Raw genomic sequence first — 24,109 nt, 5'->3', positions numbered from 1 at the left:
TTCGATTGGGCCATCAAACGCTTATTGCGTCAGAAGGCCAACTTCGGTGTGCTCGACGGCTTCCTGACCGTCATGCTGCGTGAAGAGGTCCGTATCCTCGAAATCCTCGAAAGCGAAAGCAATCAGGAAAGTGCCGACGACAAATTCAATCGTGTCGATATCAAAGCCTTGAACAGCAAAGGTGAGATCATCATCGTCGAAATCCAGAACACTCGTGAAGTACACTATCTCGAACGTATCCTTTACGGCGTGGCCAAAGCCATCACCGAGCATATCTCGCTGGGTGAAGGTTATCAGAAAGTGAAAAAAGTGTACTCCATCAGTATCCTTTATTTTGATCTCGGTGTGGGTACGGATTATTTCTACCACGGGCAGAATCATTTCACGGGTGTGCATACCGGCGACCGCCTGCGAATCAACATGCGCGACCGTGATGCCGTCATCACCCGCCTGCCGGCTGAGATCTTCCCCGAGTACATCCTGATCCGTGTAAACGAATTCGACAAAGTTGCCTCGACACCTCTGGACGAATGGATCAAATACCTGAAAGACGGTACGATTCGTCCTGACACGACAACGCCGGGCCTTCGTGAAGCACGTGAAAAGTTGAAATACTATTCGATGTCTTCGCAGGAACGTCATGCGTATGACGAGCATCTGAATGTGATCATGATCCAGAACGACGTGCTCGATACCGCCAAATGGGAAGGCCGGATCGAGGGGTTTGCTGAAGGGGAAGCCAAAGGAAAAGTCAAAGGAAAAGCGGAAGCCTTGCATCAGACGGCTGCCAATATGAAATGTATGGGTATGAAAATTACCGACATTGCAAGATGTACAGGATTGCCGGTTGAGGAGATAGAGAAGTTATAGAAAGATTTGAAGTTAATTAATTCCACCAACGGGTAAGCGATAGTTTGTTTAGAACTATGGTAGTAATGCCTGCAAATATAATGAAATAAGCGGATAAAACATGACTAGTACCCGTAAAAATCATAGGATGTACATAAATAAGACGAAGAAATATAGGTATTGGGAATGGATAATTATACCCAATTTATCCCCTAGGGTATCATATTAGGGAGAAATAATTATTCGTCAATTTTGCGAAAACATAGAAAAATCAGTATAAATGGGTGGATTATTTCCACCCATTTATTGTTTATAACCTATTGAAAAGAATGTTTGCCATAGTTCTAAACAGACTTAATGATAAGAACCAGAGGAAAGATATTGTACAGAAATCAGAGTGATAGGTAGCTGTAGGCTACTCTGAGTCTATTATTATATCTTCGAATGAATACTATTATGTATCTGGAAACAGGTAAATCTGATAGTTTTTTATCCCCCTGTTTCTACCTTTAGAAAAGGATGGATTGGCAGTACTTTTTTATTATAGGATACGCCTTGCCCAACCAGCAGGCATAATATTAAGTTGTACTATCATGGCAGAAAAAACTATTCTCCCCGTAGACTTATACGACAATCTGTTAACCGAGAAAGTAGGCGACTATTCCGGAAAAGTAGCTATCACCGGTACCTTACGCAATGAAGATATTGCCGGGCGCATCGTAAAAGAGCGTACCGAATACCGGAAAGAAACTATCGTCAATATCCTTGGAATGTCCGATAAGATCAAGGTCGAGGCTATCGCTGAAGGCAAGAGCCTCGTCGATGGAGTGGGGCAATTCCTGCTCAATTTGACCGGATCCTTTGGAGAATCTGCAGTTTTCGATCCGGAAAAACACAAGTTCGGTGTTACTTTCACTCCCGGCAAACCTTTGTTGGACCTGCTCAAAAACCTGGTTCCCCAATTCAGAGTGGCCAAGACCGGTCCGGTTATCAACGACATTACCGATTCGACATCGAAGTCGGTGAATACGACGCTTACACCGGGTGCCCCGGCCATCATCTCCGGCTCTGGCCTGCTGCTGAAGGGTGCGGACCCGTCGGTTGGCGTTTATTTCACTCCCGACGGTGCCGATAAAACACCGGTTAAAGTGGATCTGATCGTTACCAACACGATTTCGCAGATCATTATCCAAATTCCTCAACTGGCCGACGGTCAATACCTGTTGAGCATTACGACCCAGGCTGGGGCCGGTTATTCGCTGGTGAAAGACCCGCGTACCTATCAGCTCCCGATCCTCCTTACGGTGGGTACCAACCCGGGCGGTGGCGACAGACCTGAGATCGAGTGAGCTTCTCTTAAGGGGGATGCCAGCCCCGGTGCCTATACCTATCGTAGTCCCGGTGTCGGCATCCCCCTCGACAACTCTCCCGGCACCTACCTCAACACCTGTGCTGGTGCCCTACTCAACACCGGCTTTGACACTCGACTCAACACTTGTGTTGATACACCTCTTATGAAAATATGTTAAAATTAAATCGATCGGCATAAACTATAATATATAAGAATGAAAAATAGACATTTACTACTAATCTTCTTCGCCTGGCTTCTTCCGGTAATGGTTTGGGGATATGATTTTGAAGCGAAAAATGACGACGGAGTGACGATTTATTACCGTATAACAAAAGCGAGTCCTGACGGGAATGAAGTGGAGGTGACCTATAAAGAAGATCTTTTTGGGGTGAATGATAATTATACCGGGGTTGTAAAGATTCCTGATGAAGTAACGAATAGTGGAATCACTTATAAGGTGACTGCGATCGGAGTGAGGGCTTTTGAATTTTGTACAGGTTTGACTTCCGTGACAATCGATGGAAATGTGACAAAGATAGATGACTTTGCCTTTGCTGATTGCAGAGGTCTGATTTCGGTGTCTATTGGTAGCAATGTGACTTCGATAGGATATGCTGCTTTTACAAATTGTTACAATTTGCCTTCAATAGTTATTGGAGAAAACGTGACTTTAATAGGAGAGTTAGCCTTTGCTGGTTGTCACAATTTGGCTGCGGTAACTATGGGCGAAAAAGTGACGGGGATAGAAGCTAATGCCTTTGTAAATACTTCATTGATAGAAATATATATTCCTGCAAGTGTCTCAGATATAGGTAATAATGCTTTTGAAATTATACCACTGAAACGTATTTCGGTCGATCCTGAAAATCAGAATTATAGTTCATTGGACGGTGTGCTTTATAACGCAGACAAAACAACCCTTATTCTGTGTCCCCCACAAATTGAAACCAGTTCGATAACGATGCCCGAAGAAGTCACTATGATAGGACCTGGTGCCTTTAACTATTGCAGCGGCCTTACTTCGATAACTCTTGGTAAAAATGTAAAAACAATAGGAACGAATGCTTTTAGAGAAACCTCATTAACAGAGATACATCTTCCGGCCGAAGTATGCAATATAGGTGAATGTGCTTTTCTTATTCCGACACTGAAACGTATTTCGGTCGATGAAAATAATCAGGCGTATAGTTCATCAGGGGGTATACTTTATGGCATGAATAAAACAATCCTTATTGCATGTCCGCCACAAATCGAGACCAGTTCGATAGCGATGCCCGAAGAAGTCACTATGATAGGACCTGGTGCTTTTAGCTATTGCAGCGGTCTTACTTCGATAACTCTTGGTGAAAAAGTGACAACGATAGGAACTAATGCCTTTAAAAATACATCGTTGACAGAAATAACTATTCCTGCAAGTGTATTTTATATAGAGACGGATGCTTTTACTGTTCCGACACTGAAGCGTATTCTGGTCGATAAAGATAATCAGACGTATAGTTCACCCGATGGCATCCTCTATGATAAGGACGGAGAGACTCTTATTCTGTGTCCGTCACAAATCGGAATGAGTTCTATAACGATTCCTGATAAAGTCACAAGGATACTGAATCATGCCTTTCTATCTTGTACGAGTCTTTTTTCTGTTACTTTAGGAGAATCATTTAATGCTGATATAGCAGATGAGGCTTTTGAAGGATGTTATAACCTCCAAGAGATATATAATTACAGCAATAAGCTTAGCCTGACGGCAGGAGGTTCCGGCAATGGAGGTATGGCCAGATATGCAAAGGTAATCCATACGGAAGAAGGAGCAGTAAGTTGTATTAAAGAGCAAGGCGATTATAAATATATCGAATATACCGAAGGCTCGGAGAAGAAGGCCGAATTGCTCAAATATACGGGTACGGCCACCGTGCTTGTGTTGCCGGAATCACTGTCGGATATAAGTTCGTATGCAATTGTCGAGCATATGTTTATGGATAATCGTGATATTACTTCTGTTGTCATCCCGAAGGCTGTTACAACGATAGGGATGGGAGTATTTGCTTATTGTACAAGTCTTGAAAGTCTTATCTCTCTTGCAGAGAATCCACCTGCTGCTGATGAGTATGCATTTTATGGGATACAGGGTATGATTCCTGTATATGTCCCGGGTGGTTCTATCGATAACTATCAGAGTGCTGAAGGATGGAATCGTTTTAGCAATATGAATATAAAGGATCTCGGTCCATTCTCCGTATCCGTTACCCTAAATGGTCCGGCGATGGGTTCTGTGAACATATCAGCGACTCTTGTACCGGTAGGTGATAAATTCTATGGCGGTACGACTCTTACTTTGCAGGCAAGGGCCAACTCCGGTTATCATTTTACCGGATGGAGTGACGATGTGACAGATGCGATGCGTACCATAACCGTCGACCAGGAACTTACTTTGCAAGCGAATTTTGCTGTGGACTATGTGCCTCCTGCACCTGATCCGGTATATTATTCTGTTTTCCTTCCTGCAATAGAAGGTGCTGTTACCGATCCGGTTTCAGGCGAGTCTCAGGTGGAAGCCTGGGATAATTTCCGTTTCTACCTTACGCTCGATGAGGAGTATAATCAGTCAAACCCGATTGTCACAACCGATCGTGGCGAAACAATTACGCCGCGCAGCAGCGACGGAGCTTATATCATCAAATATGTCCGTTCGGACGTACAGGTCTATATCGACGGTATCGAAAAGAACCCTGACCGGGTTGCCAACGAAACGGTCGAAATCAACCATTCACGTGTATGGGGTGCGGCAGATGTTCTGCATATCGTGCCCGCCTTCGATGGAAAGCTCTCTGTCTATTCTGCCGCCGGTACTTTGAAAGTGCTCTGCAATGCCCGGGTCGGTGAGGAACTGACTTTCCGTTTACCGGCAGGTGTCTATCTGGTTCGCCTGGGGAATGAGCTGTTTAAAATAATCATATAATAACATGGAGATACCCGTATGAGAAGAATATACTTATTGATACTATTCGTGCTGTGCCTGAGTCGGGCAGGGCAGGCAGAAGAAAACAATCCGTTTACAGTAAACGGAACGTATACATGGAATAATAAGATCCTTACTATTACAAGTGATGCTACGGTAAAAAACACGGATCCGGCTACAGCGACGGATGCTTGTATCATTATAAATGGAGGAACGGAAGAAACCCCGTTAAACATAACATTGGATGGTATTAATATTAATCGTATGTCGGTTTACTGGCAAGCTGCTTTCGCACTGGCTGCGAACAGCCATGCCAGATTGATATTAAAAGGATCTAATACCGTTATAGGCTGCAATGTTTATGCAGGTCTCCGTGTGCCGGAAACTGCAGTAGTCGAAATTACGGCAGAGAGTGATAAAGGAAATGATTTGACTGCTAAATGTGTAAATTATTCTGGTGCTGCCGGTGCCGGAATAGGAGGAAACAGGAATGAAAATACCGGAAAGATTATTATCTGTGGTGGTACTGTTACTGCCTCTTCGGAAAGTACTGGTGCCGGAATTGGAGGAGGTGCCTCCGGATGCGGTGATGTTCTGATTAAAGGAGGAGATATAACGGCAACAAGTCAATCCGGGGCCGGTATCGGTAACGGGCATAACTCTACCGGCGGGACGATTGTTATTTCCGGTGGAAAGGTTAAAGCGGAAGGAAAAATCGGCTCTGCCGGCATTGGCGCAGGCGATTCCGGTAATGATAAGAACTCTACCTGCGGAAGTATTACGATAACCGGAGGTATAATAGAAGCTCAGGGTGGTGAATCGGCGTCCGGTATAGGGAATGGTCTATGGAGAAATGATGTAGTAACTTCATTTCAGGGACAAGTAACGATTACCGGAGGAGAAATAAAAAGCAAAGGAGGAGTATACAGTTCTTCGGATATAGGACGGGGCGGCCTTTTTTCCAGTAATCAAAAGTCTGACATAAAAGACCTGATTATCGGCCCTGATGCGACACTGAAAGACGCCCCCAGAATACAGCCGGATCATTACAATGGCTTTGTGTTTCAAGACGGTTCGGCTACGGTATGCGGCGAAATAGAACTTCCGGTAGACATAACCCTCGATAAGGGGGAGACGCTGATTATCCCTGATGATGCAAAACTGGTTGTACCATCAGGCAAAAGCCTGATTTTTAATGAAGGTGCTACGCTTACGGTAGAAGAAAACGGCGGGTTGGCCAATGAAGGATCGTTGCAGGTAAACGGAGAAATTACCGGTAGCGGAACGATATCCGGTCCCGTATCCAATAAGGAGAATGAAACAGTGTTCTCTGTATCCTTTGACTTGAACGGGGCAACAGGTGATTTTCCGGTACAATTGATAAAAAGTGGCGAAAAAGCAACAGCTCCGACACCGGTACGGGAGTATTATACCCTGGAAGGATGGTATGATACGAAGGAGTTGACCGGTGGCACTGCTATCGGAGAGAAAACGATCACGGCAGCTACCAAGTTCTATGCACGCTGGTCGGCAAATAACTTTACGGTTACTGCTTCTTCCGAAGTGGTAGGTACGTATGGTTCCGAACTGGCAAATGACCTCGCCGCCCTTATTACAACTGATGCAGGTAAACCCTGCGGCACTATTTCCTTTAGCCTGAAAGGCGGAAATTTGCATCCGTTGAACCTGTCGCTGGCCACTGACGGCCGGGTGACAGGTGCACCTGATGCCGCGACGGATACAGGTACAGGAACTTCGGTCATTTATGTGGCTACGGCTGCCAATCATGTTTCCCACGATATCACGGTCGTTTATAAGATCGGAAAACGCAGACTTTCTATTACCCCAAGAGCCGGACAGAAGTTATATGAGGATGAGGCACCGGAGTATGCGGTAGTAGCGAATATTCTTGCAACCGACGAGCCGTTGAATGATGGGAAACTCGCTAAAGACGGAACGCATATTACCCAAGGCACGCTCGATTTGACCGATGAAGGTAAAGCAAAGTATACCCTCGATTTTACGGCTGATGTAGAATATAGCCCCCTGGTCGGCAAAGTGGCTGAAGTCGAGGCTATCGTTCCTGCTGCCAATATCGGAAACTGGCATAAAGAGAATATCGTCCTTACTGCCCCGGAAGGTTTTGGCATTTCTCTGCAACAGCCTGTTCCGTTCTCTTCAGGGGAAACCGGCAAGCTTCCGGCAACACTTATATGGGAAGAGGAAGGCCTCGACCGGACGATCTCTTATATCCTTACACGTACTACGACCGGAGTGACCTACAATCACTCTGTTTCAGTCTGTCTCGATAAGACTCCTCCGAAGCTGGCGGTCGACGCCAATTTTCTATCCTATACCCTGACAGCCGTCGACGGCCTTAGTGGAGTAAAGAAAGTTACGATAGACGGTGTGGAGGTATCCCTTCCCGATGGAACTTATTCTGCCAGCAGTTTTTCCGGCTCTCATACAGCTATCGCTACTGACAATGCCGGTAATACAACGACTGTGTCATTCGTGTTGGAGAATTATTTTGAAGCAGAAAATGAAGACGGGGTGACGATTTGTTACTATATAACAAAAGCGGGTCCTGACGGGAATGAGTTGAGGGTGGCTCAATGCCAATATACCGGGGTCGTGAACATACCTGATGAGGTAACGAAAGATGGGATTACTTATAAGGTGACTACGATAGGGAATAATGCCTTTGAGAATTGTACTGGTCTGACTTCGGTAACAATGGGCGATAACGTGACTTCGATAGGCCTCTTTGCCTTTAGTGGTTGCACAAACCTGCCTTCGGTAACTATAGGCAACGGTGTGACATCGATAGATAAATTGGCTTTCTCTGTTTGTACAGCTCTGACTTCGGTAATTTTGGGTGAAAAGGTCGTTTCAATAGGGGGAGATGCCTTTTACGGTTCCCCATTAACCGAAATAAATATTCCGGCAAGTGTCTCTGAGATGGGGAGGCTTTTCGATCTTCCGACGCTGAAACGTATTTCGGTAGCAGTCGGTAACCGGAGTTACAGTTCATCCGACGGTATACTTTATAGTGGGGATGGGAAGAAACTGATCAGGTGTCCGCAGCAAATTGGAAAGACTTCAATAAAGATTCCCGATAAAGTCACTGCAATAGGGGATAGAGCCTTTAAAAGTTGTACAGGCCTGACTTCGATAACTGTTGGTAAAAATGTGACTACGATAGAAGGGGACGCTTTTGAGGATATCCCGCTGACCGAAATAAACATTCCGGCAAGTGTATCCGATATAGCTGCCGGTGTTTTTAATATTCCGACGTTGAAGCGCATTTCGGTGGCTGCCGGTAACCGGAATTATAGTTCATCCGGCGGCGCGCTTTATAGTGGAGATGGAAAGATACTTATCCGGTGTCCGCAGCGAATTGAAAAGACGTCAATGAAAATACCTGATGAAGTTATTACAATAAAATATGGAGCCTTTAGTGATTGTACAGGTTTGACCTCGGTAACAATTGGCAAAAATGTGACTGAGATAGAGGATTATGCCTTTCAGAATACTTCATTGACCGAGATAAACATTCCTGCAAGTGTATCCTCCATAAGTAGCTATGCTCTTAATATTCCTGCATTGAAGCGTATTTCGGTAGCTGCCGGTAACCAAAGTTATAGTTCATTCGGCGGCATACTTTATAACAAGGACGGAACGACTCTTATTATGTGTCCGCAACAAATAGAAAATGGTTCAATAACGATTCCCGATGGAGTTACAAGGATAGCGAGTCGTGCCTTTTGGGATTGTACTGGCCTTCTTTCTGTTACTTTGGGAAAATCATTTAATGCCATTATAGAAGATAATGCTTTTGAGAGATGTTATAGCCTCAGAGAGATATATAATTACAGTACCCTTAGCCTGACGGCTGGAGATTCCGGCAACGGCGGCATAACCTGTTATGCAAAAGTAATCCATACGAAAGAAGAAGAAAGCTGTATTAAAGAACAAGGCGATTATAGATATATCGTCTATACGGAAAGCTCGGGGCAGAAGGCTGAATTGCTCAAATATACGGGTACAGCCACTGCACTTGCACTGCCGGAATCGTTGCCGGGTATAAGTTCATATACTATTGCTGATCATCTGTTTTATAATAAGAATGATATAACTTCTGTTTTCATACCGGAGGCTGTTACAGCGATAGGAACAGGAGCATTTGCGTTTTGCACAGGGCTTGAAAGTCTCATTTCTCTAGCAAAGACTCCACCTGCTACTGATGGCACATTTTATGATCTTCCTGCTACGACTACTGTATATGTCCCCGCTGGTTCAATCGATAGCTATCAGAAAGCTGATGGATGGGGAAGTTTTAGCAATATAAGGGATATCGGTCCATTCTCCATATCCATTACCCTTAATGATCCGGAGATGGGGTCTGTGGATATATCGTCTACTCCTGCACCGGTTGATGGCAAATACTATGGCGGTACACCGCTTACTTTGCGTGCAAGGCCCAACTCCGGCTATCATTTTACCGGATGGAGTGACGATGTGGCAGATGCGACGCGTACCATTACCGTCGATAAAGACCTTACTTTACAGGCGAACTTTGCCGTGGATTATGTACCTCCTGCACAAGATCCGATATATTATTCAGTCTTCCTCCCGGAGGTGGAAGGTGCCGTAACCGACCCGTCGTCCGGAGAATTTCAGGTGGAAGCCTGGGATAATTTCCGTTTCTACCTTACGCTTGATGAGGAGTATAATCAGTCAAACCCGGTTGTCACAACCGACCGTGGCGAAACAATTACGCCGCGCAGCAGCGACGGAGCTTATATCATCAAATATATAAGTTCGGATGTGAATATATATATCGAAGGTATCGAAAAAAAACTTGCCCCAGTAGCCAACGAAACGATCGAAAACATCCATTCGCGTGTGTGGGCCGTCGCCGGTACTTTACATGTCCTGCCCGCTTTCGACGGGAAGCTTTTTGTCTATTCTGCCGCCGGTACTTTGAAAGTGTTCCGCGATGTTCATGTCGGTGAGGAATTGACCTTCCGTTTGCCGGAAGGTGTTTATGTAGTCCGCTTGGGGAATAAAGGTGTGAAGGTGGTTTTGTAATCCAGTAAAGACACACATAAAATAGTCCGGGTATAAACTGTTAAGTAATATACCCGGATAAAATATAGAAAAGGGGGATTGGTTATTTCAATTCAAATGCGACTTTATTGCGAATATCGGTCGAGGATGCTCCCACCAAGGCTTCGAATTGTCCGGGTTCGGCAACCCATTCATGTTTGCCGTCATTAAAGAAGCTCAGGGCATCGGTACCGATGGTGAAGGATATCTGTTTCATCTCTCCCGGTTGCAGGTAAACTTTTTGAAAACCTTTCAGTTCCTTGACGGGGCGGGGGAGTGATGATTTTTTGTCGCTGACGTAAAGCTGTACGACTTCTGCCCCTTCACGGTTACCTGTGTTTTTTACGGTCAGGGTGAAAGTGATAGGTTCATTTTTCGTAATCGTCTTCTTGTCGGCTGTTATTTTTCCATATTCGAATGTAGTGTAGCTAAGGCCGTGGCCGAAGCTGAAGAGCGGTTTGACTTTCTGCTTGTCTGCCCAACGGTAGCCGACGAAGATACTTTCGTTGTACTTCTCGTCTACTATGTTACTACCGTCATTTCTGGGAGTACCCGGATATTCGCCTAACCGGTGTGCACCTACGTCCTGTAAAGAGACAGGGAAGGTAAACGGTAACTTACCGGATGGATTTACATCACCGACTAATACCGAAGCAATGGCATTTCCCGCTTCCGATCCCAGATACCACGCCTGTACGATGGCCGGAACATCTTTCACCCACGGCATGGCGATGGCATTCCCTGAAATATTTACCAGGATCAGATTTTTATTCGCCTGAGCCAGGGCTGTTATTACCTGATCCTGTCCGTAAGATAAGCCTAGTTCCTTGCGGTCCGCGTCCTCACAGTCCTGATGCGCACTCTTGTTCAGACCACCGATAAAGATCACATAGTCGGCCTCCTTGGCTACAGCTACGGCTTCGGCTATTAATTCCTCCGGCGAACGGTTGTCATCCAGATCCTGTCCGGACTTCACCCCATTGTATTCACCACTCGGATCGCCTACATAACCACGTGCATAAACAACTTCGGCTTTGTCACCCACTCTCTTCCGGATACCATCCAGCGGAGATAATTCGTATTTCACTTTAAGGGAAGAGGAACCGCCGCCTACGGTCATCATTTTGACGGCATTTTCACCGATAACGGCTATTTTCTTTGCACGGTTCAGGTCGATAGGGAGTACATTGTTCTTGTTTTGCAGCAAGACAATACCTTCTTCCCCGATTTGGCGGGCTGCGGTAAAATGTGCTTCCGAGCAAAGTGACCCGTAAGGACGGTTTTTATCCATATTCGTGCGATAAGCCAGGCGAAGGATACGTCTTACCTTGTCGTCCAGCTCTTTCGTTCCGACTTTACCCTCCCGGATCAGCTGAAGATAGGGATCTGCCAGGTAATAATTATCGTAAGCATTGCTTGCCCCGTTGGATAATCCGTTAGTCCAGCTACCGAACTCCATATCGAGCCCGTTGGTTATGGCTTCCTGCGTATTATGAACGCCTCCCCAGTCGGAAACGACAACGCCGTCAAAACCCCAGTCACCTTTCAGAATGTCATTCAACAGATATTGGTTATGGCAACCGTGCTGGTCTTTGTACAGATTATAAGAGCCCATGATTGCCCAGGCTTTTCCTTCCTGAACAGCAGCTTTGAAGGCTGGCAGATAGATTTCGTGCAGAGCACGGTCATCTACAATTACATTGGTTGTGTGACGGTTTACTTCCTGATTGTTTAGTGCATAATGCTTCACACAGGCTGCCACGGCATTCTGTTGAACACCTTGTATATAGGGAACCACCATCTTTCCGGCCAGATAAGGGTCTTCACCCATATATTCAAAGTTACGTCCGTTCAGTGGTGAGCGGTAAATGTTTACACCGGGACCCAGCAACACTGTTTTGTTACGGTAGCGGGCTTCTTCGCCGATACTCTTGCCATACAACAAAGCTATTTCCGGATTCCAGGTAGCAGCCAGGCAGGTCAGTGCCGGGAAAGCGACACAAGAGTCGTTGGTCCATCCGGCTTGCTCCCATTCATCCCATAATACTTCGGGACGAATGCCATGAGGGCCGTCGGTCATCCAGAATTCCGGAATGCCCAGGCGTGCCACCCCCGGCGAACAGAATTTGGATTGCGCATGTGTCAGCGCCACTTTTTCTTCGAGTGTCAGACGCGACAGGGCATCTTCTACACGTTCTTCCATCGGTTTGTTGTTGTCCAGATAAACCGGAATGCTTTGTTGCGCCTGGCTGAAAGAGGGCAGCAGCAACAGGAAGCAAGCAATATACTTAATCGGTTTCATGTTGTTTTATTGTGCTTTTAAACTTAGTGAGCGGATATATTCGTTCTGAATGATACAGTTCTGTAACCGGCTGTTCTCTATAAATTCCATGAGGGCAGCTTTTGCCTCTTCCTGGTTGGGACGGGCCTCGCGTATTTCCTGGTAGGTACTTCGGGGAGCTTCTGAGAAGGCTATGATACGGTCCCAGTTCTTAGGCGCTTTGATACCGGCAAAAGATGAGTCATCAATCTTTTTATAGGGCCAGAAGGTCCAGCCGATATTGTTCTCCTGCATGACGTGGCAGAATGCGTTTTGCCAGGCTGCCGTGTTGTGACCGATCTCTCCCATGTACATCGGCAGGTTCACGCGGTCGCGGAAATCGATGATTTCCTGGATAGCGGCCTTTGTCGCTTCTCCGCCGTAACGATGGCAGGTGTACATAATCTTATCATCGAATGTGGAATCGGTAAACGGACGGAAATTACCGTTCCACTGGGCACCTCCCAACAGGATGATGTGGTTGGTATCTGCCTCACGGATAGCCGAGACAGCCCGTTTATACAACGGTTCCAGTTTCGCATTCAGCTCTTCCATATTGCTGAAATAAGGAGCGATAGGTTCGTTGGCCAGTTCGTATCCCAGAATAACCGGTTCGTTCTTATAGTATGTAGCTATTTTTTTCCAGATATTGCAGAACTGTTGCTGGCTGGCTTCGCTTTCAAACAGCCAGGGATAACCGTAACTGTCATCGATATTATCACCGGTCTGTCCGCCCGGGGCATCGTGCATATCGAGGATCAGGTACAAACCGGTTTCCCGGCACCAGTTGACAACACTGTCTATGCGGGCGAAACCGTCCTGGTTGGCTGTCAGCCCCATATAATCCTCATCGGTAAAGAGTTTATAATGGAAGGGGAGGCGGATCGTGTTGGCACCTGTCCCGGCGATGAACTGCACATCGTCGCGGGTAATATAATTGTCTTTGAATGATTTCCAGAACTCTGCGGTGAAATCAGGTCCGACCATTTCGCACAACATCTGGTTGATCCGTCCCGGTGAGTTCGTCTTGCTAAAGCCGAACATGTAGCCTTCGGGATTCAGCCAGTTACCGAGATTGGTCCCTTTGATAAAGAACTTCTGCCCCTTGGGGGTAATCAGGTCTGCTCCGGATATGCGCATAAATGCCTCCGGAGGCATATCGGTCGTGTCCGTACCTGTTGTTGCGTCCTGCTGACATCCGGTACAGGATACCAGCAAAAGCATGATCATTAAATATAGATTCTTTTTCATATCTGTTATTCTACTGTGAATGTTGTTTGTAATCCTTCTGCACTGCTGGGGCCGACCCAAAGGTTGAACTCACCCGGCTCCACTACTTTCTGCATGTCTATGTTCCAGAAAGCCAGCTCTTCGACAGGAAGAGAAAAGGTGACGGTTTTCTTTTCACCCTGCTTCAGGGGAACACGTTGGAAACCTTTCAGCTCTTTGACCGGACGGGTAACAGAGCCAAAGGTATCTTGTACGTACAATTGTACCACTTCTGTCCCGTCATATTTACCGGTATTGGTCAGGTCGAAACTGATTTCCAGTGTTCCGTTGGCAGCCAGCTTATCGTTGGCCAGTTGCAGGTTGTCGTATCCGAATGTGGTGTACGACAATCCGTAACCAAAGGGAAACAGAGGATCGAAACCGGCATCCATATAGAAAGAGGTACAGCCCAGTGAAGTCTGCCCGGCTTCCAGCGGGATAGCATCGATCAGCGTTTCCTGGCGGGATGCGGGGCGGCCTGTATTATTGTGAGCATAGTAAACGGGTATTTGTCCTACCATCTTCGGAAAGGTAACCGGTGTTTTACCGCTCGGTGCCACTTTTCCGAAAAGCAGGTCGGCAATAGCCGGACCGCCCATAGTTCCCGGGTGGAAGGCGTAGAGAACGGCATCGGACAGGTTTACTTCCTGCTCGATCGTCAGCGGACGACCTGCCATGATAACCGTTACGAGAGGTTTCCCTGTCTTTGCCAGGACGGCTATCAGTTCGTTTTGCGCTCCCTGCAGATGTAAATCTGCTAAAGAATGGGCCTCCCCCGAGAGGATAGACTCTTCTCCTACGCATACCAATACGGCGTCCGCACGTGTGGCTGCACTTACGGCTTTGGAGATATTGCCTGTGTTCTTGTCGCGGCTGTATCCCAATCCGGGTTCGTAGATAAACTGAACCTTGTCGCCATACATTTCTTTCAAGGCTGTCAGTACGGTTTGAGTATGTGCTTTTTCTCCGTCGAACACCCAGGTACCCATTTGGTCGTGAGGGGCATCCGCTAACGGACCTACGACCGCAATGGTACGGATCTTATCGGTGAAAGGTAAGGTTTCCCGGTCGTTCTTTAACAGGATAACCGATTGTTCTACTGCTTCTTTGGCTTTGGCTAGATGTTCAGGTGCATATTTTACATGTTGGTCTGTGTTTACATAAGGATTGTCGAACAGTCCCAGACGGAACTTAAGACGAAGGATGTTGCGTACTGCATTATTAATGGTCGCTTCCGGTATTTCCCCATCTTTTACAAGCTCTTCCAGATGACGGATAAAGGTACCACTGACCATTTCCATATCGATGCCGGCATCAACCGATTTCAAGGCCGCTTCCATCTCGTCTTTACAGAAGCCGTGGGAGATCATTTCGGATGTCGAAGCCCAGTCGGTAACTACCATGCCGTCGTATTTCCATTCGTTGCGCAACACCTCTTTCAGAATAAAGGAATTTCCGGTGGAAGGGATGCCGTCGTTATCATTAAAGGAGGTCATAAAGGTAGCGCATCCGGCTTTTGCTACTGCTTCGAACGGAGGAAAATAGACATTACGCAGCAGGCGTTCCGGGATGAACGTCGAATTGTAATCGCGTCCTCCTTCTGCTGCTCCGTAGCCGATAAAATGTTTGGCACAGGCTGCGATGGAGGTCGGATCGTTCAGGGAATCGCCCTGAAAACCTTTCACCATAGCTACACCCATAATGGAACTCAGGTACGGATCTTCACCACAGCTTTCAGCGATTCGTCCCCAGCGGGGATCGCGTGAGATATCGATCATCGGGGCAAATGTCCAGCGGATACCGTCGGCTGATGCTTCTATTGCGGCTACACGCGCAGCGTCTTCCACAATTTGAGGATTGAAAGTAGCGGCCTGTCCCAGGGGTATTGGGAATATTGTTTTATATCCGTGAATGACATCACGCGATATTAACAGGGGGATACCCAGCCGGGATTCTTCCACCGCTACTTTCTGTATCTCATTGACTTTTTCAGGGTCCGTCACATTCAGTAACGACCCGATCTCTCCTTGGCGAACCTGCCCTGCAATTTCATCCATGCTGCCAAACGGACTCAACTGGTTCATCTGACCGATCTTTTCGGGTAAGGTCATTTTGCCGAGTAGTTCTTCTACCTGTTTTTCGATAAGAGAATCTTTACCAGTTCCGGAAGGCTGGCTGCACGCCGTCAGAATAAGAGCCATCAGACCGGTGTAGAATATCGTTGATCTTACTGTTTTCATGGTTGTTATATTATTGTTGTAAAGGGCGGATAAACGCCGCCCCTACATGGTAACTGTTAATACGGATTTTGAACGATAGTCCCTTTGGCCGCTTCTATTTCACTCTGCGGGATGGGAAGATATTTCTTGTTTATCGTCCATTGAACGCGTTCGGGGATACCGTCTTTCACGTACGATCCGCCTTTCTTATCCAGTACTTTTCCACCTTTGGGCTTCAAAACTTCTTCCGCTTTGCCGAAACGGACCAGGTCGAAATAGCGTTTGCCTTCACCAACGAATTCGCGGCGGCGTTCCTGTAGGATATTATCCAGTGTCGGATCGATCGAAGCTACTCTGGCACGTTCGCGGACCTGGTTCAGGTAGCTTTTGGCAGAACCTGTATCGTTGGTGCGTGCTGCCAGTTCGGCTGCGTTCAGTAATGTTTCTGCGTAACGGTAGATACGGAGATTGTTATCCCAGTTCAGGTCGGGATCACCTACACAACCGGCATTGCCCCCAATGCGTCCCAGGTATTTACGAAGGAACAATCCCGTGTTCTGATAACGGCCTCCGTAAGTAACTGTTATCCCTTTTGCCGCATTGTCTGCTATATATTTATCCATATTCAGAATACCGGTGTCACGGCGTTTGTCATTTTCCTCGTAGGCATCGTAAGCCTCTTTGGCCACTGCTTCAAATCCCCAGCCGCTAACATAGTCGGGACTGCCGCTCAGTCCGTCGATACCGATCATGGCAGGAACTACGGTGCCTCCGGTAAAGTTGGCATCACCCCAGGTTCTTTTACCGCCTTTGGCTATATAATTGATGTCGAAGATCGTCTCGTTATTCCATTCGAACTCTGTTTCCCAGAGATTTTCGAACGGCTGCAGGGAATATTCGCCGGAAGAAATGATATCTTTCATATATCCCAATGTTTTTGCATACTTACTTTCATCCTGCTGGTACATCACATATTCTGCATATACCATCGAAGCCATAGCCTGTGTGACACGTCCTGCCCATTCGGCCGGTTGTTTCATCGGAAGCACTTTGCTGTCGAGTACTTCAGCCAGATCTGCTTCCACCAGGTCGTACACTTCTTTCGCTGTTTTCTGCTCTGCGATATACGGGAAAATCAGGTTTACATCATAATAAGGAACATTTCCCCATAATTTCCACAGGACAGAATAATACCAGGCACGCAGTACGCGGGCTTCTGCGATCAGTTTTTTCTTATCCGTATCGGACATATCCGAAGCTTCGACATCGGCAATCACAAGGTTTGAACGGTTGATACCCGAATAGCTGGTAGTCCATGCACCGCTGATCGTCTTGATCGGGTCCGACAGGTATTGCGAGATCAGGTGGATCTCACCCTGGTCGCTGGTGCTGCCGCCACCTACGTAAACATCGTCGCTCATGCAATCGTATACCAGGCTTAGAGGTGCCCAGCCTGAGAAGTAGTCATACCATTGCAACGGATCGTAAGCAGCGGTCACTGCCTCCATGATACGGCTTTCCGTATTGTAATATCCGTCGATAGGTAAACTGCTGGAAGGATCAACGGATAAGAAATCATCTCCGCATGAGGTAGCTCCGAACAGGGTGAGAGCTACACAAGAAATCGTTATTATCTTTTTCATTTGTCTTGTCTTTTTAATGTTAGAAATTAAGGTTCAAACCAACGGTGAATGTACGTGCCTGCGGGTAGATTCCACGGTCGATACCGGCAGAAGCGTCGTAGGAAATTTCAGGATCGAATCCCTTGTATCCCGTCAGTGTAAGCAGGTTCTCTGCCGCTACATAAATGCGCAGGCTGGATATGAATGCCTTTGAAGTCAGGTCTTTCGGTAAGGTATAACCTAACTGGATATTTTTCAGACGCATGTATGAACCGTTCTTGATATACAGGTCCGATACACGGTAGTTGTCATTGTTGTTTGCCCAGGTGAAGCGGGGAACTGTATTAGAAGTTCCTTCTCCATGCCAGCGATCCATCATCTCGCCAGACAGGTTGACATATCTCAAGTCGATACGGCGGGTAGCATCGAATATATCGTTACCGATAGAACCGGCGATCAGCATGCTGAAATCGATGTCTTTCCAGGAAGCCTGGAAGTTGAGGCCGTATGTCCAGTCGGGAGTACCTTTACCGATTTTCGTCCGGTCCGTATCACTGATAGTCCCGTCCTTGTTCGTATCTATGAAAATTACATCACCCGGTTCGGCATTCGGTTGCAGTTTCTCGCCTTTGTTGTTCACGTAGGCATCGATCTGTGCCTGGTTCTGGAAGATACCGGCTGTTTTGTAACCGTAGAAGAACGGATAGACTTCCCCGTTTTCTGCGCGGCTGACATTACCCAACTGGTGTACATTGTCTTTCATTTCGAAACCGTCGGAGTTTCCTAAGTTGATCAGTTTGTTTTTCAGGTAACTGATATTACCACCTACTTTGAAGTTCCAGTCGCCTGTATTGAATTTATATCCCAGGTCCACTTCAATGCCCGAATTTTCCATAGAACCTACGTTACCCCAGGGTTTGGATTCACCCAGGTAAGAAGGGATACTCATTTCCTTCAACATGCCGTTTGTTCTCTTATTGAAATAATCGGCACTGATTGTCAGTGAATTATTCAGGAATCCGAAGTCAAGACCTGCATCGTATTGTTCTGACTCTTCCCATCTCAGGTCGGCATTCGGAGTGCCCGACGGTTTGCTACCCATAATAATCTGCTGGCCTGATCCGCCGCCGAATACATAGTTATTGCCGGTTGCCACATTCGCTGTATAGCGGAATGCTCCGATATTCTCGTTACCGTTCTTACCCCATGACAGGCGGAGTTTCGTACTGGTCAACCAGTCCGGACGTTTCTCCATAAAGGATTCGTTCGTGATGTTCCAACCCAAAGAGACGGAAGGGAATGTAGCCCATTTGTTGTTAGGCCCGAAGTTGGAAGATCCGTCGCGGCGTACGGTCATCTGCAACATATAACGTTCGTTGTAGTTGTAGCTGATACGGCCGAAGTAAGAAGCCAGTGTGGAAGGATCGAACATACCGCCGTATACATCGCGTTTACCGTCGGAAGCCAGGCCGCTTGTAAAGTCGAGATTCGCTTTATCTTCCAGTTCCGCAATCATGTCGTATGCGCTACCGCCTATTTTACGGCCGGTATATTTCTTTGCCGATTGTCCCAGTACGACTGAGAATGAATGAGCTCCGAATGTCTTGTCGTACGTCAGGATATTTTCCAGCTGCCAGGTGCAGCCGCGGTTCATTTCCGACCATACTTTCGATTTGTCGTTATGGCTGTTTACTGCCAGGTAATACGGTTTGCTCCATCCGTCGGTTCCCCAGAATGCCAGGTCGGTCCCGTAGGATGTTTTGAATTTCAGATTATCCCAAAGTGTCAGTTCGGCGAAGAAATTGGCTACGAACTTGTCTGAATTGAATTTTTCTCCCGGCAGGGACAGATATCCGAGCGGATTGCTTATCTCATTGAAATCTTTGCTTGGAATGGTTACCAGGCGTCCGGTTTTCTTATCTCTCACCAGGTCGCCATATTGTTTGATTTCGTCCGCATACTGATTATACAGTGCACTCTCGTCATCGGCATATACCCCCATGATAGGAGAAAGGAACATCGCGTTACCCAACGCGGAACCTGTCAGCGAGTTCGTCTCGATGGTCGTATTGTTGATGCGGGAATAAGCGGCATTCACACCGATCACTATTTTATTCAGCCAGCTGCGTGTCTTGCTTTCGTCGAATAAGGTGTAGGTCGAATTGGTACGCATGGTCATACGTTTGTAGTTGGAACGGTCGTAATCGCCGCCTACGATACCTTCCTGGTTATAATAACCGAGTGAAAGAAAATAATTGACCTTTTCACCGGCACCGCTTACGCTTACCTGGTGGTTCTGTACCGGAGCGTTGTAGTTGAACGTTTCTTTCTGCCAGTTGGTTCCGATACCGTATTGCGACGGATTCTGGTACATATCGCCTTCGCCTGCATAGTTGCTGGCTTCGTTCATTAGGGTCGCATATTGAGTGGCATTCAGCATATCGCGTTCTTTCCAGGGACGCTGCCAGCCGAAAGAAAAGTCATAAGTGACTCTTACCTTCCCTTCTTTACCACTTTTTGTCGTTACAAGAACGACACCGTTGGCGGCACGTGCACCATACACAGCACCTGAAGCTGCGTCTTTCAATACTTCGATAGAGGCGATATCATTCGGGTTCAGATAATCGATCCCGCCGTCGATAGCCATCCCGTCTACGATATAGAGCGGATCGGAATTGTTGATAGTACCTGTACCGCGGATGCGTATCTTGGCTGCTGCTCCCGGCTGACCATTCGTAGTCGTTACCTGTACCCCCGAAGCCAGACCTTTCAGTGCATTATCCACACGTACAGGAGCTGTTGAACTCAGGTCGTCGGCAGAAACGCGGGCGATGGAAGCTGTTACCACACTCTTCTTCTGAACCCCGTAGCCGATAACGACCACTTCATCCAGTGCCTGGTTGTCTTCTACCAATGTAATGAATATAGGAGCATTTCCCGACACCTTTACAGACTGGGATAAATAACCGATAAAAGAGATATCCACCGTGACACCTACTTCTACATCTGGAATACTGAACATACCGTCCAGATCCGTTATGGCTCCGGTCGTAGTACCTTTTATCGCGATATTCGCACCGATGACCGGTTCTCCCAGGTGATCTTTTACCTGTCCGTTGACAGTCACTTTCTGGGCAAACACAAATACTGGGAATAATAACAGGCATAGGAATAAAGGAATGATCCCTTTATAATGCCTCCTTTTTGCTAAAATGTCTTTCATACGATACATACATTTTTAAAGTTAACATACTAATTGTTTTTACACTTTTTGTACTTGCAAAAGTAAAGTGCAATCTGCAAGGCTCAATAGCCTGGTAAGCGGGAGAAGTAAACTCGGTTAAATTGTATATTGTTTATTATTAACTGGTTATATATGTGTGGCTATTCGAAAAAAGTAAGTTTCAATAGTAGGTAAAGGAGGCTTTCTGAGCCGTTTTCAGCGTTCTATTTTTCCCAAAGATTTTACAATATCTGCAAAATGCTCCTTAGGAACGACAGCTTTGCTGCGTGTTTTCAGCCGGTTGTTGTAAACGGTCTGTGGGGAACAATGCAGGAACTCGGCAATTTTTACGCTGTCGCTGATACCCAGGCGCACGAGGGCATAGATGCGGAGTTCAGTGTTCAGCAATTCTCCTTCCCGGGGGATAATCTGTTTGTCCGGTTGTAGCAAAGCATTGAAATCAGAGACAAAATCCGGATAGATATGCAGGAAGATGGCATCGAAGTTACTGTAAAACTCTTTCAGTTCGTTAGCTGCCAGAGTCGAGGCATCCGTCATCTTCTTGACTTCCTCTACCATGCCCGTTTTGATCTTCCGGTTGATATTCTTCCGGTATTCGTCCAGCTTGCTGATATAGCTGGAACAGATGTTGAACACGTAACCTATATATTCTTCCTTGACATAATTGGATTCCGTCAGTTTGTTGTTGGCATCCAGTAACTGTTCATTGAGCGACTGAAGCTGGTTGTTCACTTCCGCCAGCTGTTTATGAGCCTGTTCGAGTTCTTCTACATGCCTGTTCAGGTCCAGGTTGGCGCTGTTCAGCTTCTTGCGTGATTCTTTCAGCCGCTTCATTTGTGATCCGATAAGGAATACGGCTGCAAGCAGGACCAATAGCAATGTGCTGACAATGAACAGATACTGGCGCAGGTCGGCTTCCTGTTTCCTGTTCCTTTGTTCGTATGTTTTGTGGATGGCATCCAAAGCGGAAGAAATACCGATCATACGTATCCTGTTTTTATATAATTGTGCGCATCCCAGACAATAGTTGAGATATGAATAGGCACGGTCTATGGACCCTTTTTCGTAAAGGATCTTTCCCAGTTCTTCCAGGGAAGCGATATCATGGTTCGCCGAGCGGATATCAGCCATGGCTGATAAAATGAGGTAACGAAAATATTCATCTTCGTTACCTTCGTCTCTATACATGATTGCCAGGATATAAGCATTCATGGCATCTTTCCTGGAGTCGAAAGAAGCAGAAGCAAGTACTTGTGTCAATTGTTCTTTTACTTCAGCAGCCTGTGGGGTTTTGTTATATTGCCATCCTTTGTACCATAAGCCATAGGGATGGTTGTCGGGAATACTGGCGAAGATAGAATCCCGATAATTCCTTTCTTTTGCATAATAAAGAGTACTCTGTTCTGAATTTTCACCGGAATATTGTCCGTAATGGGAATAGAGATACATCATTTGTCCGTAATAGTCCGTTCTGGAATAGGGCGACAGGTTTTCCGGTTTTATTTCGTTCAGTGCATCCAGCCCCTCTTTCAGGAAACCGGTGGCTGTCAGGATGAACGATTGTTCGATCTTCCACTGCGCAGCCCATTGGGGATTGTTCAGCCGCTGTGCTATTTCCAGGTTTTTATTGATATAACTAAATGCGGAGTCGCTGTCATAAACCATGTATTCTTCGTAAAACAATTTGTTCATCCAGTATTGCTCTTCTTCTGTCGCAACTTTCATCTCCATTTTCCTCAGGTCCTCGATTCTCTTTTCTTTGGCAATGACAAAAGCCTCTTTTTTAGCCAGTAACGAATCCAGGCTGTTCAACATTTTTTCAGTTCCGGCAGACAGAGTTTCTCCGGAGATATTCCCGGATAGGGTGAGAAGTGGTAGCAGACAGAGAATTACTCGGATGTACATTTTACTCGATTGAAGGTTTACAGGGTCAAAGATAAAAAATAAATCTGATTATTAAGAAAGTACTTCAATCAGTTCTTTTCGCAGTGATATTCACTGTGAAATATTCGAGTGCGGAAGCTAGAATGGGATTAATTAAAAACCGAAAAAGAGATTGTTTGTACTCTTTTCATATGAAACAGCTGGATACGCTATTTTAGTTTTGATAAAAACTTGTATCCTCCGGAAATTTCATCTTTCACAATCTTTCCCGGCTGTGGAACCGGAACATGCATCCCTATTACGGCGATGTCCTTGTCGGCTAGGTATTCCAGCACTTTCAGGCGCGTTTCTCGTGCTATGTCGGGATCGACGTCATAGGTTATAGATATCTCGGGGTGTGGCATCTGTATAGCCAGGGCATGTGTCAGGTCTCCCCATACCAACAGCTTTTCGCCGCCATCGGAGATGAGGTACATTATGTGTCCCGGGGTATGTCCGTAGGCCTCTATCGGGAAGATGCCGTCGCCGTAATCCCCGTCGAGCGCAAGAGCTTGTACTGTTTTGACTTTTGTACCGTATTGTTCCTTTATCTTCTGCACTGTATGAAAATTTCCGCGCTGGTCGGGCGGGAATTTGTTCATTTCTACTTCACTGCTCCAATAAGCCAGTTCTTTGTCGCTTACGGCTATCGATGAGTTTACGAAAAATGGATTTCCATCCAACAGCATTCCTCCGACATGGTCTCCGTGCATATGTGTCAACAGTATTTGGTCTACATCCTGGCATTCAACACCAAGGTTCTTCATATGCTCGAAAATTTTCCATCCGTAGCCAGTGTCTATGAGCCATACTTTGCCTTTCCCTTTTATCAATACAACGTTTGTTGCGATCGGGAAGGTTCCGTTTGGAGCATATTTAGCTGTTATATCTGCTGACGCGTCTATCAATAAGCCCGTCTCGGCATCTCCTGAACCTTCGGCAAATACAAACACTTCATAATCTCCCACTTTATAACCAGTGTTTAGTTCGGTTGTCAATTCTTGCGAATATCCATTAAAGCTGATACACAAAAAGACAATAAGGATAGAAAATAAGTAAGATAAAGCTCTCATATTCGTAGTTTTATATTATTTGAATATCTCTACATGTTTTTTTAAGATATAGATCCGTCCACATTTTCCACCTGTAATCTCTTTTAAAACGTTGGTTGATCGATTTCCTAATTATTTTATGTACTCGTTATTTTAGTTTTCACTACAAAAGTAAAATAAGGAGAACGA

11 protein-coding genes are annotated in these 24,109 nt (G+C 46.2%); 4 read left to right on the top strand and 7 right to left on the bottom strand.

The features are described from left to right. The 4 genes from DWW23_RS10710 to DWW23_RS10695 form a co-directional block, all read left to right on the top strand. Positions 1–870: Rpn family recombination-promoting nuclease/putative transposase (locus tag DWW23_RS10710; RefSeq protein ID WP_122353268.1), on the top strand; the 870-nt coding region annotated here is incomplete at its 5' end. 572 nt (positions 871–1,442) lie between these two features. Then, positions 1,443–2,198 carry a DUF4469 domain-containing protein gene (locus DWW23_RS10705; protein WP_122353267.1) on the top strand — a complete coding sequence of 252 codons (756 nt, stop codon included), beginning with the start codon at positions 1,443–1,445 and terminating at the stop codon, positions 2,196–2,198. A gap of 216 nt (positions 2,199–2,414) precedes the next feature. Next, positions 2,415–5,159, top strand: coding sequence for a leucine-rich repeat protein (locus tag DWW23_RS10700; protein ID WP_122353266.1), 2,745 nt, complete (start codon positions 2,415–2,417; stop codon positions 5,157–5,159). An 18-nt stretch (positions 5,160–5,177) separates the two neighbouring features. Then, positions 5,178–10,253, top strand: coding sequence for a leucine-rich repeat protein (locus tag DWW23_RS10695; RefSeq protein ID WP_122353265.1), 5,076 nt, complete (start codon positions 5,178–5,180; stop codon positions 10,251–10,253). Between the two features lie 82 nt (positions 10,254–10,335). Here DWW23_RS10695 and DWW23_RS10690 read toward each other — a convergent pair whose 3' ends face one another. The 7 genes from DWW23_RS10690 to DWW23_RS10660 form a co-directional block, all read right to left on the bottom strand. After that, complete coding sequence (locus DWW23_RS10690; protein WP_122353264.1) at positions 10,336–12,573, bottom strand: glycoside hydrolase family 3 C-terminal domain-containing protein; 2,238 nt, start codon at positions 12,571–12,573, stop codon at positions 10,336–10,338. Positions 12,574–12,579: 6 nt separating this feature from the next. Continuing rightward, the gene (locus tag DWW23_RS10685) at positions 12,580–13,842 is read right to left on the bottom strand and encodes a glycoside hydrolase family 5 protein (RefSeq protein WP_122353263.1); all 1,263 of its coding nucleotides are present in this window, start codon (positions 13,840–13,842) and stop codon (positions 12,580–12,582) included. A 5-nt stretch (positions 13,843–13,847) separates the two neighbouring features. Beyond that, entirely contained in the window at positions 13,848–16,100 is a 2,253-nt protein-coding gene (gene bglX, locus DWW23_RS10680; RefSeq protein ID WP_122353262.1) for a beta-glucosidase BglX, read from the bottom strand. A gap of 56 nt (positions 16,101–16,156) precedes the next feature. Beyond that, positions 16,157–17,722 (bottom strand): RagB/SusD family nutrient uptake outer membrane protein, encoded by a 1,566-nt coding sequence (locus tag DWW23_RS10675; protein WP_122353261.1) that lies wholly within the window; start codon positions 17,720–17,722, stop codon positions 16,157–16,159. A 19-nt stretch (positions 17,723–17,741) separates the two neighbouring features. Then, positions 17,742–20,924, bottom strand: a complete 3,183-nt coding sequence (locus tag DWW23_RS10670) for a TonB-dependent receptor (RefSeq protein ID WP_122353280.1) — start codon at positions 20,922–20,924, stop codon at positions 17,742–17,744. Positions 20,925–21,140: 216 nt separating this feature from the next. Then, positions 21,141–22,850 (bottom strand): DUF6377 domain-containing protein, encoded by a 1,710-nt coding sequence (locus DWW23_RS10665; protein WP_122353260.1) that lies wholly within the window; start codon positions 22,848–22,850, stop codon positions 21,141–21,143. Positions 22,851–23,038: 188 nt separating this feature from the next. Continuing rightward, entirely contained in the window at positions 23,039–23,941 is a 903-nt protein-coding gene (locus DWW23_RS10660; RefSeq protein ID WP_122353259.1) for an MBL fold metallo-hydrolase, read from the bottom strand. Positions 23,942–24,109: the final 168 nt, after the last annotated feature.

It is taken from the genome of Parabacteroides sp. AF14-59, assembly GCF_003479515.1.
GTDB classification, from domain to species: domain Bacteria; phylum Bacteroidota; class Bacteroidia; order Bacteroidales; family Tannerellaceae; genus Parabacteroides; species Parabacteroides faecis.
Note: the sequence above shows the minus strand (reverse complement) of the source record. Positions and strands in the feature narration are given on the sequence as shown.

Excerpts from the sequence above, each read along its gene's own strand:
- DWW23_RS10705 (WP_122353267.1), top strand. The coding sequence starts at position 1,443 with ATGGCAGAAAAAACTATTCTCCCCGTAGACTTATACGACAATCTGTTA.
- DWW23_RS10700 (WP_122353266.1), top strand. The coding sequence starts at position 2,415 with ATGAAAAATAGACATTTACTACTAATCTTCTTCGCCTGGCTTCTTCCG.
- DWW23_RS10695 (WP_122353265.1), top strand. The coding sequence starts at position 5,178 with ATGAGAAGAATATACTTATTGATACTATTCGTGCTGTGCCTGAGTCGG.
- DWW23_RS10690 (WP_122353264.1), bottom strand. The coding sequence starts at position 12,573 with ATGAAACCGATTAAGTATATTGCTTGCTTCCTGTTGCTGCTGCCCTCT.
- DWW23_RS10685 (WP_122353263.1), bottom strand. The coding sequence starts at position 13,842 with ATGAAAAAGAATCTATATTTAATGATCATGCTTTTGCTGGTATCCTGT.
- bglX (WP_122353262.1), bottom strand. The coding sequence starts at position 16,100 with ATGAAAACAGTAAGATCAACGATATTCTACACCGGTCTGATGGCTCTT.
- DWW23_RS10675 (WP_122353261.1), bottom strand. The coding sequence starts at position 17,722 with ATGAAAAAGATAATAACGATTTCTTGTGTAGCTCTCACCCTGTTCGGA.
- DWW23_RS10670 (WP_122353280.1), bottom strand. The coding sequence starts at position 20,924 with ATGAAAGACATTTTAGCAAAAAGGAGGCATTATAAAGGGATCATTCCT.
- DWW23_RS10665 (WP_122353260.1), bottom strand. The coding sequence starts at position 22,850 with ATGTACATCCGAGTAATTCTCTGTCTGCTACCACTTCTCACCCTATCC.
- DWW23_RS10660 (WP_122353259.1), bottom strand. The coding sequence starts at position 23,941 with ATGAGAGCTTTATCTTACTTATTTTCTATCCTTATTGTCTTTTTGTGT.